Source organism: Leisingera daeponensis (genome assembly GCF_019801465.1).
GTDB classification, from domain to species: Bacteria; Pseudomonadota; Alphaproteobacteria; order Rhodobacterales; family Rhodobacteraceae; genus Leisingera; species Leisingera daeponensis_A.
The window spans coordinates 424260-443455 of sequence record NZ_JAHVJA010000001.1 but is presented as its reverse complement, the minus strand read 5'-3'; the positions used below and the strand labels follow the sequence as shown (position 1 = coordinate 443455).

The following is a 19196-nucleotide window of genomic DNA, read 5'->3' as shown; positions in this document are numbered from 1 at the left end:
TGGCTGCGCTCATAACCTCTCCAGGCAACTGGGGAGGTTTTTTCATGGCATACGACTACGACCTCGGCAGCTATTCCTGCCCGGTGACATCGGCATCGGCTGAGGCGCAGCTGTGGTTCGACCGCGGTCTGATCTGGACCTACGGCTACAATCACGAGGAAGCCGTTGCCTGCTTCCGCCGCGCGCTGGAGCATGACCCTGACTGTGCCATGGCCCATTGGGGCGTCGCCTATGCCGCCGGGCCGAACTACAACCTGCCCTGGGTTCTGCGCGATGAGAAGGGCCGCGCCAAGGCGCTGGCCGAGGCCTTTGACGCTGCGCAGTCCGCGCTTGCCTGCATCGGAGGCTGCACCGGGGTTGAACAGCAGCTGATCCGCGCCATTCAGGCCCGCTACCCCCAGCGCGGGACGGTGGAGGATATGCACGCCTGGGACTACGATTTTGCCGACGCGATGCGTGCCGCCTTTGCCGCCTGCCCGGATCACCTGGACCTGCGCACGGTTTACGCCGAGAGCCTGCTGAACCTGACGCCTTGGCAGATGTGGGACCTTAAGTCCGGCCTGCCAGCAGATGGCGCCGCTACGCTGGAAGCGCAGGAGGTTCTGGAGCGGGCAATGGAGAACGATCCAACCGCTATGCGGCATCCCGGGCTGCTGCATCTCTACGTGCATCTGATGGAAATGTCGCCGGTGCCCGAAAAGGCGCTGAAGGCCGCGGACACCCTGCGCACACTGGTTCCGGACGCGGGCCATCTTGTGCATATGCCGACCCATATTGACATTCTGTGCGGCGATTACAGCAGTGTGGTTCATTGGAACCAGAAGGCGATCGAGGCGGACCTCAAATTCTATGAGCGCGAAGGCGCCTTCAACATCTATACCGGCTACCGTCAGCACAATTACCATTTCGTCATCTACGGTGCGATGTTCCTGGGCCAGCTGGAACCTGCGCTGGCGGCCAACCAGGGCATTCTTGACACCACCCCGCCGGAAATGCTGCTGGTTGAAAGCCCGCCCATCGCAGACTTCTTTGAAAGCTATCTGGCCATGCACCCGCATATCCTGGTCCGCTTCGGCCGCTGGGAGGACGCGATGGCGCTGGAGCTGCCCGAGGATCAGGACCTGTACTGCACCCTGACCGCCAATACCCATTACGCCCGTGCCATCGCCTGTGCCGCCACTGGCCGCGTTGCAGAAGCCGAGGCTGAGGAAACGCTGTTCCTGGCCGCTAAGGCCCGGGTGCCCGAAACCCGTCTGCTGCACAATAACCGCGTCGTCGATCTGCTCGACATCGCAACGGAAATGCTCCGGGGCGAGATCGAATACCGCAAGGGGAACCATGACGCGGCCTTTGCCCATCTGCGCCGGTCGGCAGAGCTCGACGACAACCTTCCCTATGACGAACCCTGGGGCTGGATGCAGCCCACCCGCCACGCGCTGGGGGCATTGCTGTTCGAGCAGGGCCGTGCCGCAGAAGCCGAAGCCGTCTATCGTGCCGACCTTGGGCTGGACGGCACCCTGTCGCGCGCCGCCGTGCATCCCGGCAATATCTGGAGCCTGAAAGGGCTGCACGACTGCCTGAAGGCGCGCGGAGAAACTGTTGAAATCAGACACATTCAACAGCAGTTGGACCTGGCCCTGGCGCGGGCGGACCGGGCCGTGGGCGCCTCCTGTTTCTGCGCCCAGGCCGCGATGGCGCCGAGCCCCTGCTGCGTCTGAGCAAATTTTTTCGAACAGGTCTGGCAAGGCAGCAAGAATTTTCCGGCTGCCTTTTACCCGGCCTTCGCTTTCTTTTTCTCGGCCACGACTTTCTCTGCCAGATCGCGGGCGATGGCAAAGGCGCCCTTGATCTTGTCCGCGTCCTTTTTCCAGTCGCGGCGCACGACAATCTTGTTGTCCTTCACCTTCGCCAGGCCGTTCTGGCCCTGGATGAACTCTACCAGCCCCTGAGGCGAAGCGAATTTGTCGTTGTGGAACTGGATCGTCGCGCCTTTCGGCCCGCCATCCATCTTGGCGATGCCCGCGCGTTTGCACATCGCCTTGATCCGCACGACCAGCATCAGCGTGTTCACTTCCTTGGGCAGCTTGCCGAAGCGGTCGATCAGCTCCGCTGCAAAACCCTCGAGCTCCACCTTGGTGGTCAGCGACGACAGGCGGCGGTAAAGGCCCAGCCGCACGTCCAGATCCGGCACATAATCCTCTGGTATCAGAACAGGAACGCCCAGGTTGATCTGCGGCGCCCACTGGTCGTCGGCGTCAGACAGGCCTTCCATCTCGCCGGCCTTGATCTTGGCAATCGCCTCCTCCAGCATCGACTGGTAGAGCTCATAGCCGACATCACGCATCTGGCCGGACTGCTCCTCGCCCAACAGGTTGCCGGCGCCCCGGATATCAAGGTCTTGCGAGGCGAGCGTAAAGCCCGCGCCCAGCGTATCCAGCGAGCCGAGCACCCGCAGGCGCTTCTCCGCGGCCGGGGTCAGCCGCTGGCGCGGCTTGGTGGTGAGATAGGCATAGGCGCGGGTTTTCGAGCGCCCGACCCGGCCGCGGATCTGATAAAGCTGCGACAGGCCGAACATGTCGGCGCGGTGCACAACCATTGTATTGGCGGTTGGGATATCCAGCCCGCTTTCCACGATCGTCGTGGCCAGAAGCACATCGTATTTGCCGTCGTAGAAGGCATTCATCCGGTCATCTAGCTCGCCCGCCGCCATCTGGCCGTGCGCCACCACATAGGTCAGCTCCGGCAGCTGCGCCTTCAGAAACTCCTCGACCTCCGGCAGATCAGTGATGCGCGGCACCACATAGAAGCTCTGGCCGCCACGGTAATGTTCACGGAGCAGCGCCTCGCGGATGGTGACGCTATCGAACTCGCTGACGTAGGTGCGGATCGCCAGCCGGTCCACCGGGGGTGTGCCGATGATCGAGAGGTCCCGCACGCCGGTCAGCGACAGCTGCAAGGTGCGCGGGATCGGTGTGGCGGTCAGGGTCAGCACATGGATGTCGCTGCGCAGCTGTTTCAGCCGCTCCTTGTGGGCAACGCCAAAGTGCTGCTCCTCGTCGATGATCAGGAGGCCGAGGTTCTGGAACTTGATATTCTTGGCCAGAACGGCATGAGTGCCGACCACAATATCGACAGTGCCCTTGGCCAGCCCGTCGCGGGTCTGGCTGGCTTCCTTGGATGAAACAAAGCGCGACAACTGCCTGACTTGCAGGGGAAAGCCGCGGAACCGCTCTTTGAAGGAGGCGGCGTGCTGGCGCGCCAGCAGCGTGGTCGGCGCGACCACCGCGACCTGCAAGCCCGACATCGCCGCCACGAAGGCCGCGCGCATCGCCACCTCGGTCTTGCCGAAGCCCACGTCCCCGCAGATCAGCCGGTCCATCGGCTGACCGGAGTGCAGATCCTCCATCACGTCCTCGATGGCGCGCAGCTGGTCGTCGGTCTCCTGATAGGGGAAGCGGGCCGAGAACTCCTCCCAGGCGTGCGGCGGCGGGTCCATCACCGGCGCCTTGCGCAGGGAGCGCTCGGCGGCGATGCGAATCAGCTTGTCCGCCATCTCGCGGATGCGCTCCTTCAGCTTGGCCTTCTTGGCCTGCCAGGCGCCACCGCCGAGCCGATCGAGCAGCCCTTCCTCGTGGCCGTATTTCGACAAGAGCTCGATGTTTTCGACCGGCAGGTACAGCTTTGCCTGTTCGGCGTATTCCAGCAGGATGCATTCATGCGCGGCACCCGCTGCCGTGACCACCTCCAGCCCCTTGTAGCGGCCGATGCCGTGGTCCACATGCACCACCAGATCGCCGTGGCTAAGCGATTGGGTTTCGGTCAGGAAGTTCTCCGCCTTGCGGCGCTTTTTCGGCGCCCGGATCAGCCGGTCGCCCAGCACGTCCTGCTCCGAAATCACCGTCATGTCCGGCGCCTCGAACCCGTGCTCCAGCGCCCAGACCGCCAGATGCAGGCCGGATTTGCCGATACGGGTGCCGTCCATGACCGGGATTGCCTCGGCCAGGCCTTCGTCCTCAATCAGCCCGGTCAGACGCTCCCGCGCACCTTCGGAGTAAGAGGCGATGAGGACAGGCCCCGCCTGCATCCGCGCCTTAATGTGCGCCGCCAAAGCACCGAAAAGGCTGATATTTTCCTGCTGCCGCTCCGGCGCAAAGTTACGCCCGATGCGCCCGCCGGCATCCGCCACGCCGGGACCGGACGCCTGTGGCAAAGGATGGAATTGCACCACACGCTTATCAGCAACCGCCGCTTCCCAGGCGGCGTCATCCAGGTACAGAAGCCCCGGCGGCGTCGGTTTGTACACCGTGTCGATGCGGCCCTTCTGCGCCAGCGCGTGCTTGCGGGTACCGTACTGGTCTTCGATGCTGTCCCAACGCGCCAGACGTGCCGGTGTCAGCTGGTCATCCAGCGTGACGGTTGCCTGCGGCAGGTAGTCGAACAGCGTCTCCAGCCTCTCATGGAAGAACGGCAGCCAGTGCTCAATCCCCTGATGCTTGCGCCCGGCGCTGACGGCCTCGTACAGCGGATCATCGGTACCGGCGGCGCCGAATTCGATCCGGTAGTTCTGACGGAACCGGGTGACAGCCGCCTCATCCAGGATCACTTCGGAGACCGGCGCCAGTTCCACCACCTCCAGCTTCTCGGTGGTGCGCTGGGTGGCCGGGTCGAACCGGCGGGCGCCATCCAGCACATCGCCGAACAGATCCAGCCGCACCGGGCCGCTTTCACCCGGCGGGAAGATATCGATGATGCCGCCGCGGATTGCATAATCCCCGGGTTCCATCACCGTCGGGCTTTGCGAAAACCCCATGCGGACCAGGAAGTTACGCAGCGATTCTTCATCCACCCTTTGATCGACGCGGGCGGTAAAGGCAGCCTCGCGCAGCACCTCGCGCGCCGGCACCCTCTGGCTCGCGGCATTCAGCGTGGTCAACAGCACGAACTGGCTGGGCATCTGATGCACCAGAGCCGCCAGGGTCGCCATTCGCGCCGCAGAGATGTCCGCATTCGGCGACACCCGGTCGTACGGCAGGCAATCCCAGCCCGGAAACACAAACACCGGCATGTCAGGCGCGAAGAAGGCAAGTGCGGCCCGCATCGCCTCCATCCGTTTGTCGTCACGCGCCACATGCAGCACCGGCGTGCCGGACTTCTGCACTTCCTTCAGGATCAGGCGGGCGTCAAACCCTTCGGGCGCGCCGCCCATGGTGATTGCACGCTGTGCCATGCGTTCTCCTCTCCGGGACTTCCTCCGGGGCCGGCCCGGTGCTTAAAGAGCTCCAATCGCCAGGTTCTGGTACATGCCCCAAAACGCCGTGACCAGAATGGAAACCGTTCCGACAAACTGGATGCACAGCCGGCAGAAGGCCAGCCGCCTGCGCAGTTCCGCACCTGCAGCCCGTTCCCGGGCAATCCGGCGCGCGGTGAAAAAGCTGATCAGCCCGACAACCGACATCGGGAAGGCCATCAGGAACACGGCCTGAGCAATTTCCACCAGATAAACAAACCCGAGGGTGGCCAGGGCCGACAGGACAAAACAGGCCAGCGCCACGATCCAGGGTCCTGAAACCTCGGCGATATAGAGCATCCGGTTGACGTTGACCCGGGTGAGATCCTCCAGATCCTGCTCTGCCTGGCCGCCGCGGCGGCGCGCCCGGTAGACCATATCGTAGGGAACACCCAGGATCCAATGACTGGCCGAGGACCACATCACCGCAAGCGAAATCCAGTACCACAGGTTGGAGAACGACCGCAGGTCAATCATCTCATAGATAATTTCAAGCAGATCCACTCCAGCCCCCGTCCGCCGCTGCCGGCCCTTGGGGCCTGACTTTTTAACCGGCCCTATATCAACCGGGAAAGGCGCGCAGGCAAGCCCGCAGGGAACACAAGTTTTCCGGCGCGGCGAATGTGCCTCTTGTTCCCGGGGCTGCTTCCATGCCACCCATGGGCCAGCCCAAACGAGAGACTGCCATGAAGCCTACCGTCGCGCCCTTTCCCGCCGCCCGCCTGCGCCGCACCCGTTCCAGCCAGGCGATCCGCAACCTGGTGCAGGAAAACACCCTGACCCCGTCCGATTTCATCTGGCCGGTGTTTGTCCGCGATGGTGAAGGCCAGGAAGAGCCGATTGCATCCATGCCCGGTGTGATGCGCCGGTCGGTTGACAGGATCGCCGAAGCCGCGGTGGAGGCGCAGGCGCTGGGAATTCCCGCGATTTGCCTGTTTCCCTACACCGATGCCTCGCTCAAGACCGAAGATTGCGCAGAGGCCTGGAACCCGGACAACCTGACCAACCGCGCCATTCGCGCCATCAAGGCCGCGGCGCCGGAGATCGCGGTGATGACCGATGTGGCGCTTGATCCCTACAACATCAACGGCCACGACGGTTATGTGGTGGATGGCGAGATCGTCAATGACGCCACTGTCGAGGCGCTGGTCAAGATGACCCTGGCCCAGGCCGATGCCGGCGCCGACATCATCGGACCGTCCGACATGATGGACGGGCGCATAGGCGCGATGCGCACGGCACTGGAAAAGGCCGGGCATCACAATGTGGCAATCCTGTCCTATTCGGCCAAGTACGCCTCCGGCTATTACGGGCCGTTCCGCGATGCCGTCGGCGCTTCGGGCGCGCTGAAGGGCGACAAGAAGACCTACCAGATGGATCCCGCCAACAGCGACGAGGCTCTGCGGCTGATCGAGCGCGACCTGCTGGAAGGCGCCGACATGGTCATGGTAAAGCCCGGCATCGCCTATCTGGACATCTGCCACCGGGTGAAATCCGCCTTTGGCGTGCCGACCTATGCTTATCAGGTTTCCGGTGAATACGCGATGATCCAGGCCGCGGCGCAGAACGGCTGGATCGATGGCGGCAAGGTGATGATGGAAAGCCTGATGGCCTTCAAACGCGCAGGCTGCAACGGTATCCTGACATATTTCGCCCCCGACGCCGCCCGGCTGCTGAACGGTTGACGCCCCCTCCCCCGCCACAGCGGATCCTTTCAGCGGGAAGCCGCCAATATCTGCCTGGCCGCGGATGACATGCAGCGGTTTTCCGCGTATAACCCTGACCAGAGCCGGACCAAACCGGCCTTGGAGCAATTCTTTACAGGCACCTGAAAAATGAGCGATATTTCCTCTACCCGCATGACCCGACGCGGCTTTGCCCTGACCGCGCTGGCAGGCGCCGGCGTCACCGCGGCCTGCGGCAACGGCGTCGGCAACAGCAACGCCGCCACCATCGACGCCCGCGTTGATGCCACGCTGAACCAGATGTACAGCCAGTACCCCAACACCCGCACCCTGGCGGACAAGGCCACCGGGATGCTGGTGATGCCGCTGGTGACAGAGGCCGGGTTTGTCTTTGGCGGCGCCTACGGCCGCGGCGCGCTGCGGATCAATGGCGTGACCGTCGACTACTACGCCACTTACAAGGGCAACGCCGGCCTTCAGATCGGTGCCCAGCAGTACGCCCATGTGCTGTTCTTCATGACCCAGGACGCGCTGGCAGGCTTCCGCCGCTCCTCTGGCTGGGCGGCAGGAGCAGACGTGGAATATGTGATCAAGGACGAAGGTAACGCGCTGAGCGCCGACACCAACACCCTGACGTCGCCGGTGCTGGCCGTGGTCTTTGCCCAGGCAGGCCTGCGTGTGGGCGCCACCCTGGAAGGCACCAAATACACCCGCATCATCCCCTGAGTGAGAACAGGCGGCAGAAACCGCCTTTGCTTCTGGCTTGAAATATCCCCGCCGGAGGCATGGCCTTTCCAACCGGAAAGGCCATTTTCATTTTCGCTCAGCCAAGCTGGCGCAGCCGCTTGAACAGCGACGAGGTGTCCCAGCGGCTGCCGCCCATTTTCTGAACATCCTTGTAGAACTGATCGACCAGCGCCGTCACCGGCAGGCTGGCGCCGGTCTCATCCGCCGCATCCAGGCAGATGCCCAGATCCTTGCGCATCCAATCGACAGCAAAGCCATGCTCGAAATGATCATCCAGCATGGTCTCGTAACGGTTGGCCATCTGCCAGCTGCCAGCCGCGCCCTGGCTGATCACTTCAACCACCGCGCGCCCGTCCAGACCGGCCTTCTCTGCGAAATGCAGCGCCTCGCTTAGCCCCTGAACGAGACCCGCGATAGCGATCTGGTTGCACATCTTGGTCATCTGCCCGGCACCGCTCTCGCCGATCCGGCGGCAGATGCGGGCATAGGCATCGATCACCGGCTCCACCCTTGCATAGACGTCCTCATCGCCGCCGCACATGACTGACAGCACGCCGTTCTCCGCCCCAGCCTGGCCGCCGGAGATCGGCGCATCGACAAAGGCAATCCCCTGCTCCGCCGCAGTGCCGTACAGCTCCCGGGTGACTTTGGCCGAAACCGTGGTGTGGTCGGTAAACACGGTGCCCGTGGCCATGCCGGCAAAAGCCCCGTCGGCCCCAAGGCACACCGAGCGCAGATCGTCGTCATTGCCGACACAGGCCATCACGTATTCCGCGCCGGATGCCGCCGCCCGCGGGGTGGCGGCGAAATGGCCGCCATGCTGCTTGGCCCAGGCCTTGGCCTTGGCTTCGGTGCGGTTGTAGACGGTGACCTCATGGCCCGCGGCCTGCAGGTGCCCGGCCATCGGATAGCCCATGACACCAAGCCCCAAAAACGCGATTTTTGCCATCTGCTTTTCCCCTGATCTGTCTTCGCATATGTTGGCGCCAACCCTACCACCGCCGCCGCGGGGCGCAATCTGCCAAGCGGCTGGAAACGACAAAAACCAAGGGAAAACAACCGCTGATGGGACTTCTTTTCCGCTGGCTGCTGCGCCTTGCTGCGGGCCTGATTCTGCTGAGCGTTCTGGCCGCCGCGCTGGTCTACTATCTCGCCTCGCAGTCGCTGCCTGAGTACGACAAGGAACTCGCCCTTCCCGGCCTGTCCTCCCCCGTCGAGATTGTGCGCGACAATGCTAATGTGCCGCATGTTTTCGGCAGTTTCGGCGCCAGCGACGAGGATGTCTATTTCGGCTTGGGTTATGCCCACGCCCAGGACCGGCTGTGGCAGATGGCGGTCATGCGGCGCACCGCCCAGGGCCGCCTGTCGGAGATCTTCGGCACCCGCACCGTTGAAACGGACACCTACTTGCGCCGCCTCGATCTCTACCGGCTGGCGCAGCAGTCGGTAGAGGTCCAGTCGCCAGAGGCGATGGCGGCGCTCACCGCCTATGCCGCGGGGGTGAACGCCAGGCTTCTGGAGATCAACGAGGACGCCCTGGGCCGCGGCGCGCCGGAAATGTTCCTGTTTCAGATGCCGCTGGCTCCCTGGCAGCCCGCAGACAGCATCGCAATCATGAAGCTGATGGCGCTGCAATTGTCCGGCCATATGAGGGAGGAGATCCTGCGCGCCCGCACCTCGCTGGCGCTGAATGATGCAGACCGCATCAAGGATATTCTGCCGGATGCACCCGGCAAAGGGCTGACGGCCCTGCCCGAATACGCGGAACTTGTGCCTGGCGCCCGGCAGTATGCCGATGCCGGGTCTGAAGAGGAAAGCAGCCTGTTGTTCCCGGTTGCGCCGCGCGGTCTGGCCGGTGCCTCCAACGCCTGGGCCGCAGCGCCCAGCCGGTCGGCAGCGGGCGGAACTCTGCTGGCCAACGACCCGCACCTCGGCCTCAGCGCCCCTGGTATCTGGTATCTGGCGCGGCTTGAACTGGGCACCGGCGGGGTGATCGGCGGCACCATCCCCGGCATTCCCGCAGTGATCTCCGGGCGCTCCGACGCGCTGGGATGGGGGGTCACCTCCTCTTACATGGATGACCAGGACCTGTTCATCGAAAAGCTGAACCCGGAAAACCCTCAGGAATACCTGAGCGTTGACGGCTACAAGAAGTTCATTTCCCGCCCCTCGATCATTAAGATCAAGGACGAGGCCCCGGTCACCCTGACCCTGCGCTGGAGCGACAACGGCCCTGTGCTGCCCGGCTCCATGTTCAACCTGGCGGAAATCACGCCGCCGGGCCATGTGGTGTCGCTCAGCTGGACCGTGCTCAGCCCCAGGGACACCTCAATGAGCGCCGCCATCAGCCTTATGCGCAGCGGCTCGGTGCAGGAGGCAATCATTGCAGGCGAGGATTTTGTCGCCCCGGCGCAAAACCTGACGCTGGCCGACCGGGACACCATCGCGCTCAAGACCGTCGGAGCGTTTCCGCTGCGCGACGCGGCGCATCAAAGCAAAGGCCGGATGCCCAGCCAGGGCTGGCGCCCGGAAAACCGATGGCAGGGCCAGGCTCCCTATGCCGAAAACCCGGAATTTGTTGCTCCCGCGGGCGGCATCTTGGGCAACACCAACAATAAGCTCCTTGACCGCCCCTTCCCAAAACATGTCTCCTTCGACTGGGGCGACACCCAGCGCATCCACCGCTGGGAAAAGCTGATGCAGAACCGCGAAGTCCACACCCGCGACAGTTTCATCGAAGCGCAGCTGGACACAGTCTCTTACACCGCCCGCACCCTGCTGCCGCTGATCGGGGCGAACCTGTGGTTCACAGGCGAGGCCGCGCCCGCCGGCACCCGCGAGCGCCAGCGCCAGATTGCCCTGACGCTGCTGTCCGAGTGGAACGGCGAGATGAACGAGCACCTGCCGGAGCCGCTGATCTATGCCGCCTGGCTGAGGGCGCTGCAGGCCCGGCTGATTACCGATGAACTGGGTCCTGTAGCCAAATCCTTCCGCCATGTCGAACCGCTGTTCATCGAGCGGGTTTACCGCGATGTCGATGGCGCTTCCGCCTGGTGCGACGTGCGCCAGAGCGCGCCCGAGGAAAGCTGCACTGACATGGCCCGGCTGGCGCTGGATGATGCGCTGGTCTGGATCGAAGAGCGCTACGGGAACGCGCTGGAATCCCTGCGCTGGGGCGACGCCCACCAGGCCGTGCAGGACCATCCTGTTCTGGGCGATGTGCCGCTTCTGCGCTATTTCGTGAACATCCGCCAATCCACCAGCGGCGGCGACAACACCCTGCAGCGGGGCAAAAGCTCGGGCAAGGACCCGGATCCCTACCAGAACATTCACGCGGCCGGCTACCGCGGGGTCTATGATTTTGCCGACCCTGACAGCTCCGTCTTCATCACCGCCACCGGCCAGTCCGGCCACCCGCTGTCGCGCTACTACGACGACATGGCCCAGCTGTGGCGCCGCGGCGAGTACATCCCGATGTCGCTGGATGAGGAACTCGCCCGCGCCGCGGCCGTCGGCATCACCCGGATCACACCCAGGCTATAAAAAAACGGGCGCTGCGGCGCCCGTTTTTCTTTTACAGAGCTGATGAAAATCACAGCCTCTCGAATTTCGCCTTCTGCCGGTCGGTCCACAGCACGGTGATTTCGAAACCGGTCTCGGTCTGCTCCTCTTGCTGCACCAGGTCCTCCTTGAACAGCCAGGCGCGCTGCTTGCCCTGCGCAAAGGTGAGGTTCAGCACATCCTCGTGCCGCACCCCCTGCAGCTTCTCGGCTATGTCGGCCAGGAGGCCGTCCAGCCCCTCACCGGTCAGAGCCGAAATCGCATGAATGCCGTCCTCCCGGGCCGCGCGCTGGCGGCGGGCGTCGGCGTCTTCCGCCGGAAGCTGGTCAAGCTTGTTCCAGACCTCGATCCGGGCGCGGTGCTCGTCCACCCCCAGCGAGGCCAGGATCGCCTCCACATCCTCAGCCTGCTCTTCACTTTGGTCATGGCTGATGTCGCGCACATGCAGGATCACATCCGCCGCCAGCACCTCTTCCAGCGTGGCGCGGAAGGCGGCGACCAGCTCCGTCGGCAGGTCCGAGATGAAACCCACCGTGTCGGACAGGATCACCTCCGGCCCGTCGGGGATCTGCACCCGGCGCATGGTCGGATCCAGAGTGGCAAAGAGCATGTCCTTGGCCATCACCTCGGCGCCGGTCAGCCGGTTGAACAGCGTTGACTTGCCGGCGTTGGTATAACCCACCAGCGCCACGATGGGGTACGGCACCTTGGCGCGCGAGGCACGGTGCAGCGTCCGGGTCTTCACCACCTTGTCCAGCTGCCGGCGCAGCCGCACCAGCTGGTCGTCAATGGCGCGCCGGTCGGCCTCGATCTGGGTTTCACCGGGTCCGCCGACAAACCCCAGGCCGCCGCGCTGGCGCTCCAGGTGGGTCCAGGCCCGCACCAGACGGGTGCGCTGATAGCTGAGCGCCGCCATCTCGACCTGCAGCACGCCTTCACGAGTCGCCGCCCGGTCGGAGAATATCTCGAGGATCAGCCCGGTCCGGTCCAGGATCTTGACCTTCCAAGCCTTCTCCAGGTTGCGCTGCTGAACGGGGGAAACCGGCCCGTCGATCAGGACCAGTTCAATTTCATTCGCCTTCAGGATGCCTGCCAGTTCCTCGATCTTGCCGGAGCCGAACAGCATGCCCGGATGCGCCTTGGGCAGGCGCACCACATTTGATCCGATTACATCAAGATCGGGCAAGGCCGCTGCCAGCGCAACGGCCTCGTCAAGCGCGGGTGCGGCTTCGCGGCGCCCGCTGTCTGATTTGATTTCCGGATGCAGCACCCAGGCGCGGGTCTGCTTCCTTTCATGCTCCATCAATTGGAGTCTTCACCCTCATAGAGACTGATCGGCTGGGCCGGCATGATGGTCGAAATCGCGTGTTTGTAGACCAGCTGCGACTGTCCGTCGCGGCGCAGCAGCACGCAGAAATTGTCGAACCAGGTGATGACACCCTGCAGTTTGACCCCGTTGATCAGAAAGATTGTTACCGGAACCTTGGTTTTGCGAACGTGATTCAGGAAGGCATCCTGAAGATTCTGTCTGTCCGAAGCCATTTTTTGTTTTCTCGCCTTTGTTCTTGCTGCGCGCTGCGGACCAGCACGCACGTTAAAATTCAGTATGGAGAAAGAAAAAATAAGTTTCCACCCGAAAAACACTTTTTACCCGCAGGGCACTCAGCTGCGCCAGAGGTTGGGCGACAGCAGCGCGATAAAGGCCAGCGTCTCCAGCCGCCCCAGCACCATCGCGATGCACAGGATCAGTTTGGCCGGGTCGGTCAGCAGATTGAGCACGATCGGGGCACTGCTGGCGCTTTCGGTCAGCGGCCCGGTGGTGGACAGCGCGGCAATTGCCAGCACCAGGGATTGCTCGAAGCTTGATCCGACCGCTGCCAGCGCGGTGCTGACCAGGGCCAGCGACAACGCAAACAGCATGAAGAACACCCAGGCGACAAAGGCGCCGTTCTTCTGCAGCCGCTTGGTCCGGTCGCCTTCACCGCTGACCGAGTTGGGATGCACAAGCCGCTCCATTTCACGCAAGCCATTGAGGTAGAGCGCATAGACCCGCAGCAGCTTGACCCCGCCCGCAGTGGTCGCCACCCCGCCGCCGAACACCGCAAGCCCCAGCAGGATCATGCCCGGCGTTTCCAGTCCAGACCAGGTGCGGGCCGCCTGCCAGTGGACACTCTCGAAGCCGGTGGTGGACAGGAAGGACATGACCGTGAACAGGGTGCCCCAAAACGCCCGCAGCGCCTGCAGCAGGTCTTCGCCGGCGTCCACCTCATAGGCGGCGAACCAGTGCCGCAGGAACAGCAGCAGCGGCACCCCGAAGACAATCAGCATGCCGGTGCGGAATTCGGGATCCTTGTCGAGACGCCCCTGCCCGGAGGTCACGGTATCGCTGGAGAAGGTCAGCCGCGACAGGGCAAAGAACATGAACAGGAACATTACCATTTCGCCGGCGACGCCGCTGGCCGCATTCTCCACCCCGCCGGTTGCGGAAATGCCGGCGGTCGCCATCACCGACATGGCATGGCACAGGCCCGCCAGCGCCTTTTCGCCGGTAATCATCAGCAGGATCCACAGGACCATGGTCAGACCGGCATAGACCGGCGCCAGGGTGCGGGTCACCAGTACCAGCTGCCGCCGCGGGTCCGCCTTCTCCATTTGGCCCGGTCCGGCAGTGCCGCCGCCCGGCTGCCCCTTGGCGGTGACCTCGAACCCGCCGAGCGACATCGGCGCCAGCACCGCCGAGGCCGCCACCCACATCAGCAGCCCGCCCAGCCAGCCGACCATCGCCCGCCACAGATGCACGCTGGGCGGCAGGCGGCCGGGATCAGCCCAGATATCGGCGCCGGTGGTCGTGATTGCGCTCACCATGTCGAAATAGGCATTCACGAAACGGGTGCTCACCAGCGCGTCCTGAACCGGCACCGCCAGAAACAGCGGCAGCACGGTGAAGGTCGCCAGCAGCGACAGAAGCTGCCCCGGCATGCCGTACCGCGGCACACGGTTGCCCATCGACAAAGCAATCAGAACAACCAGAATCACCCCGGCGAGGCCGGCATAGAAAAAGCTCTGCGACGTGTGGTGATCGTCCAGCACCAAGGCATGCACGGCCGGCAGCCACATCGCCAAGGAGGCGATGCCCCAGATCAGCAGGAACAGCGGCAGGCGCAGCACGCCCAGGGGAGCTTGGACCACGCGGCGCATGTCAGAAGTAATCGATCGACACCTGCAGGAGCCGCTCCACTTCGGGCACGTCATCGGCCATCGCGAACAGCGCGATCACATCGCCCTCCTCGATCCGGGTCTCGCCGGAGGGGCGCAGCATCTCGCCGTTTTTCAGAATACCCCCGACCAGAACGCCTTCGGGGAAGTCGGTCTCCCGGATCATCTGCCCGGTGATCGGCGAGGTCGACAGCACCTCCGCCTCAATCATCTCTGCCTCTGCATCCCCCAGCGAGTAGACCTGACGCACCCGGCCGTAGCGGATGTGGCGCAAGATCGAGCTCACAGTGGTGGAGCGCGGGTTGATATAGGCGTCAATCCCCAGGTGCGGAAGAAGCGGCACCAGGGTCGGGTCATTGATCAGAGCAATTGCCAGCGGGCAGCCCTCGGCCTTGGCGCGCACCGCGGCCAGCATGTTGGTCTTATCGTCGTCGGTGACCGCCAGCATCGCATCTGCCTTGTCGATGCCCGCCTCGATCATCAGCGAACGGTCCAGGCCGTCGCCGTTCAGCACAATGGTGCGCTCCAGCTCCTCGGCGGCGCGTTCGGCACAGCGCCGGTCCCGCTCGATCACCTTGGCGCGGATCCGGGAGGTGCTGCTTTCCAGCGCTTTGGCAACTTCCAGCCCGACATTGCCGCCGCCAACCACAACAACCCGGTCCTGGCGTTTTTCCTTCTTGCCGAAAACCTCGATTGTCCGGGGCACGTCATCGACATGCGAAAACACATAGCAGCTGTCGCCGACAAACAGCTGATCGCCCGGCTCCGGCGCAAACAGCGTGCCGTCACGGCGGACCCCCACCACAATCGCGCGCAGGGTGGAAAACAGGTCCGTCAGCTGGCGCAGCGGCGTGTTCACCACCGGGCATTCAGCATCGATCTGAATTCCCAGGAGCTGCGCCTTGCCGCCCATGAAGGTCTCGGTGTCAAAGGCGGCCGGCGCCGAAAGCCGCTGCATCGCTGCTGCGGCCACTTCGCGTTCCGGACTAATCACCACGTCGATCGGCAGATGCTCGCGCTGGTACAGGTCGGAATAGATCGCGGTCAGGTAGCTTTTTGCGCGCAGGCGCGCGATCTTGCGCTGGATCTTGAACACCGAATGCGCCACCTGGCAGGTCACCATGTTGACCTCGTCCGAGTGCGTGGCGGCAATGATCATATCAGCGTCGCGCGCCCCGGCCCGCTCCAGCACATCCGGGTAAGAGGCAAAACCATGGATCCCCTGCACATCCAGGGTATCCGTCGCCCGGCGCACCAGTTCCGGGTTGTTGTCGACCACAGTGACATCATTGTGCTCACCGGACAGGTGCCGGGCGATCTGCCAGCCGACCTGGCCCGCGCCGCAGATAATGACCTTCATATGCGTGTCCCTTGGCGGAGTTTCGGGCGGAGATTTGCCCGACGTGAATGACAGAAGCCGCTTTCACGGTCAAATTAATTGTAACTTCCTCAGTTTGCGGCCATTCTTTGCGCATGCAACGCAGTTCGACAATCGCGGCGGGCGCAGTGCTGCTGGCTCTGACAACGGCCTGCGGACCGCTGCCGGTCTATTACAAGCAGGGGGCTGCGGTGTCCCGACTGCAATCGGACGAGCTGACCTGCGCCACCCAAGCGCTGAAGGATGCCCCGGTTGCCAATGAAGTCCGCCAGCGCCCGCCGGTCTACTACCCGGGCCGCCAGGTCTGCCATGGCAGCGGCTGCTATTACCGGCCCGGTTACTGGGCAGATGGCGGCATCTACACGGTGGATGTGAACAAGCCGCTGCGCCAGCGGCTGGAGAAATCCTGCATGGCCGCCAAGGGCTACCAGCAGATCGCGCTGAAACGCTGCACCCGGCAGGACGCGGCGGCCTTGCCGGGACCGCGGCTGGCCCCCTTGACCGAGGCCTCCTGCGCGCAGCGCAACCGGGACGGCAGCACCGTCATCCGCACCGGCGGTTGACAGACCGGCCGGTCCGCAGCCGCGGACGGCAGAAATGCGGCGGGACAGTTTTGATTTGCGCCCTAAGATCAAGTAAGCTGAACACCGATTGTTTTGACCAGTATTCTCAAAAGAGAAAGGTACCCGATGCGGATAGATTTTCTGTTTGCCGCGCTGCCCCTGGCGGCTTTTGCCGCAGCCTGCGAACCAACGGCGCCTATCGCACCGCCGCCCGCTGCTGCACCGGCTCCTGCTCCGGCACAGACGACCTACAGAGCCCCCGCCACGCGCCCGGCGTCTGTCGCCACTCCCAAGCCCGCTCCCGCAGCCACTACGCCTGCGCCAGTTCCTGCTGAGCAGCCGACCAAGCCGGTATTTCAAGGTGGTGGGGGTCAAGGCGGCGGCTGGGGCTGATCCCGGACTACGCCATGACAGCCCTTCCCCCCAAACGTCCCGCTCTTGCAGCCGCAGTGCTGGCCCTGGCTCTGCTGCCCGCCGCGGCAGCGCAGGCGGCCTTTGAAACCAGCGAACGGGGCGCCGCCCCGGAAACCGCAATCGTGATCGGCATTCAGGACTATGACCATGTCAGCGACCTGACCAACACCCGCAAGGATGCCGAGGCGATGGCGGAAATGCTCAAGTCCTTCGGCTATACCGTCTATGAAGGCTACGACCTCGACAAGCGCGGCTTCGAGGCGCTGCTGCGCCAGGCGGCGCTCAATATCCGCGACGGCAGCCAGGTGTTCTTTTACTACGCCGGCCATGGCATCCAGCTGGGCCGGCGCAATTACCTGCTGACCAGCGACGCGGAGCTGTCGGGCATTCACGACCTGCCCTTCCAGTCGGTCACACTTGATCGCGTGTCCGCCATTCTGGGCGGCAAGGCGGGCAGCCAGATCCTGATGCTGGATTCCTGCCGCGACAATCCGGTGCCGCAGGCCAAACTCAACGCCGAAGTCGGCGCCCAGCTCTATGAGGCGCGCGAAGGCTTCGACGTGTTCCGCCCGCCTCTCAATACGCTGGTGGCCTTCTCCACCTCTCCCGGCGCCACTGCGCTGGATGGCGAGCCAGGCGGCAACAGCCCCTACACCGCCTCCGTCGTGCGGCATTTCCCGGCCAGCCCTGACGAAGATGCGATGACCGTTCTCGCTGCCATCCGGAGCGATGTCTACAGCTCAACCGGCAACACCCAGGTGCCTTGGGAAAGCTCGACGCTGATGCAGAAGATATACCTGCGCCCGGCAGAGCGGTCGCTGAACATCGCCGCCGCGGACCCGGACACCGCCATGGAGGCCTCATCCTCCGGCATCAGCCAGATTCCTGCCGAGCTTTCAGTCAAGGTGCCGCTTGGCCGGGCGCTGGAGCTGGCGCCGGAAATCAGCCCCTACGTTCAGGCCGGCACCACGGTTTCGATTGTGGAAACCCCCTCAGCCGGTGTCACTTCACTGCAGTCCGGTGACGGCAGCGCCCTCAGTCTCAGCTATGCGCCCAAACTGTCTGAGCTGCCGGCCCGCAAGGACGGCGGCCAGGTCCGCAAGGACCGGATGGTGCTGCGGCTGGCCCAGGCGGATGTTGTGCGCGACGTGACTGTGAACCTGGAAATGATCGCCCGCCAGTGCGACCTGGAAGCCGGTGATCTGCTGGATCCTCAAGGCGTCGGCCTTTACCGCTACCCCAATGAAATCGACCTGAAGGCTGCCGAGACGGCCTGCCGCGAGGCGGTGGAGGCGGCGCCGGGCATCGGGCGGCTGCACTATCAGCTCGGCCGCGCGCTGCAGGGACAGGGCCGCCTGATGGAGGCCTATGAAGCCTTTGAAAAAGCCGCGGAACTGGGCCATGTCCGCGCTTACAACGCGGTGGCGTATCTGCATGTCACCCCGAATGTGGACCGCGAAACCGTGCCGATCCCCTACAACCTGGACAAGGCCTTTGCCCTGTGGGACAAGGGGATCGAGGCCGGCGATCCTTTTTCGATGCACGCCCGAGGCAAGCGGCTGCTGCGCAAAGACGGCACACCAGAGGAAAAGCAGCGCGGCTTTGACCTCCTCAGCCGCGCGGTGGAGCTGGGCCACACCTACGCGCTGAACGAGCTGGGCGTGTTCTTCCTGTGGAGCGGCGATGAACTGGCGCAGCCGGCGCGCGGCCTGTCCTATCTGGAAGCCTCCGCCGGACGCGGCGACATCTACGGCACCGCCAACCTCGGCTATGTCTACCGGGACGGCGGCGCGGGCAGGCCGGTAGACAAGGAAAAGGCCCGGTCGCTGTTCGCGGAGGCAGCCCAGCTGGGCCACCCCCACGCCCCGGGTGAGATCGGCAGGATGATCATGAACGGCGACCTGCCCGGAAGCGACGCCGCCGAAGCGCTGGAATGGTACGATATGGGACTTGCCCGCGGCGATGCCTGGGGCGGCGCCAATGGGGCCTGGGTTGCCTTGAACCGGCTGTCGGACCGCATCCCGCCCCATGCCGCCGCCGCCCGGGCGGGCAAGGCCATGGCGCTGAATGATCCGGATGCCCGCGCAGCGGCGCAGGACCTGCTGGAATCAATGCCTGAGACGGATGTGGCGGCCGGCACCCAGAGCATTCTGCGCCAGCTCGGGTCCGGCATTGCCATCGACGGGCAGTTCGGCCCGGCTTCGCGGCGGGAGCTGGGCAACTGGGCCCGCGAAGCAGGCCTTCCGGCAACAGTGCCCGAGGATGCCATCAGTCAGCTGCAGCTGGCCGCACAGGTTCATTTCGCGCTGAACCCGATCCGCCAGGACCTGTTCTGATCCGGCAGC

General features: G+C 64.2%; 13 protein-coding genes. 6 read left to right on the top strand and 7 right to left on the bottom strand.

Features of this window, described 5'->3' with window-relative positions; translation table 11 throughout:
* The first annotated feature begins 44 nt into the window (after positions 1-44).
* Positions 45-1718: a tetratricopeptide repeat protein gene (locus KUV26_RS02170; RefSeq protein WP_222507165.1), complete on the top strand. Its 1674-nt coding sequence runs from the start codon at positions 45-47 to the stop codon at positions 1716-1718.
* 53 nt (positions 1719-1771) lie between these two features.
* On the opposite strand, the gene mfd is transcribed toward KUV26_RS02170, so the two are convergent.
* Both mfd and KUV26_RS02160 read right to left on the bottom strand, forming a co-directional pair.
* Positions 1772-5227: a transcription-repair coupling factor gene (gene mfd / locus KUV26_RS02165; RefSeq protein ID WP_222507164.1), complete on the bottom strand. Its 3456-nt coding sequence runs from the start codon at positions 5225-5227 to the stop codon at positions 1772-1774.
* Between the two features lie 42 nt (positions 5228-5269).
* Positions 5270-5791: a component of SufBCD complex gene (locus tag KUV26_RS02160; protein ID WP_222507163.1), complete on the bottom strand. Its 522-nt coding sequence runs from the start codon at positions 5789-5791 to the stop codon at positions 5270-5272.
* A 182-nt stretch (positions 5792-5973) separates the two neighbouring features.
* Between KUV26_RS02160 and hemB the strand changes: the two genes are divergently transcribed.
* Together hemB and KUV26_RS02150 are read left to right on the top strand one after the other, a co-directional pair.
* A complete protein-coding gene (gene hemB / locus KUV26_RS02155) occupies positions 5974-6972 on the top strand; it encodes a porphobilinogen synthase (RefSeq protein WP_222502488.1) in 999 nt (332 codons plus the stop codon).
* Between the two features lie 150 nt (positions 6973-7122).
* Positions 7123-7698, top strand: coding sequence for a YSC84-related protein (locus tag KUV26_RS02150; protein WP_222502487.1), 576 nt, complete (start codon positions 7123-7125; stop codon positions 7696-7698).
* Positions 7699-7795: 97 nt separating this feature from the next.
* On the opposite strand, the gene KUV26_RS02145 is transcribed toward KUV26_RS02150, so the two are convergent.
* Positions 7796-8698, bottom strand: coding sequence for an NAD(P)-dependent oxidoreductase (locus KUV26_RS02145; RefSeq protein WP_315900075.1), 903 nt, complete (start codon positions 8696-8698; stop codon positions 7796-7798).
* An 86-nt stretch (positions 8699-8784) separates the two neighbouring features.
* Here KUV26_RS02145 and KUV26_RS02140 point away from each other — a divergent pair, with 86 nt between their 5' ends.
* Positions 8785-11262, top strand: a complete 2478-nt coding sequence (locus KUV26_RS02140; RefSeq protein WP_222507161.1) for a penicillin acylase family protein — start codon at positions 8785-8787, stop codon at positions 11260-11262.
* Positions 11263-11311: 49 nt separating this feature from the next.
* On the opposite strand, the gene hflX is transcribed toward KUV26_RS02140, so the two are convergent.
* The 4 genes from hflX to trkA form a co-directional block, all read right to left on the bottom strand.
* Positions 11312-12583 carry a GTPase HflX gene (hflX, locus tag KUV26_RS02135; RefSeq protein WP_222502484.1) on the bottom strand — a complete coding sequence of 424 codons (1272 nt, stop codon included), beginning with the start codon at positions 12581-12583 and terminating at the stop codon, positions 11312-11314.
* Complete coding sequence (gene hfq / locus KUV26_RS02130; protein ID WP_005611588.1) at positions 12583-12822, bottom strand: RNA chaperone Hfq; 240 nt, start codon at positions 12820-12822, stop codon at positions 12583-12585. The genes hflX and hfq overlap by 1 nt, the downstream gene beginning before the upstream one ends.
* A 120-nt stretch (positions 12823-12942) precedes the next feature.
* Positions 12943-14478, bottom strand: coding sequence for a TrkH family potassium uptake protein (locus KUV26_RS02125; protein WP_222507160.1), 1536 nt, complete (start codon positions 14476-14478; stop codon positions 12943-12945).
* 1 nt (position 14479) lies between these two features.
* Positions 14480-15856, bottom strand: coding sequence for a Trk system potassium transporter TrkA (gene trkA, locus KUV26_RS02120; protein WP_222502482.1), 1377 nt, complete (start codon positions 15854-15856; stop codon positions 14480-14482).
* Between the two features lie 113 nt (positions 15857-15969).
* Between trkA and KUV26_RS02115 the strand changes: the two genes are divergently transcribed.
* On the top strand, positions 15970-16437 hold the full coding sequence (locus tag KUV26_RS02115; RefSeq protein WP_222507159.1) for a hypothetical protein: 468 nt from the start codon (positions 15970-15972) through the stop codon (positions 16435-16437).
* 407 nt (positions 16438-16844) lie between these two features.
* Complete coding sequence (locus KUV26_RS02110) at positions 16845-19187, top strand: caspase family protein (protein WP_222507158.1); 2343 nt, start codon at positions 16845-16847, stop codon at positions 19185-19187.
* The last annotated feature ends 9 nt before the right edge of the window (positions 19188-19196 follow it).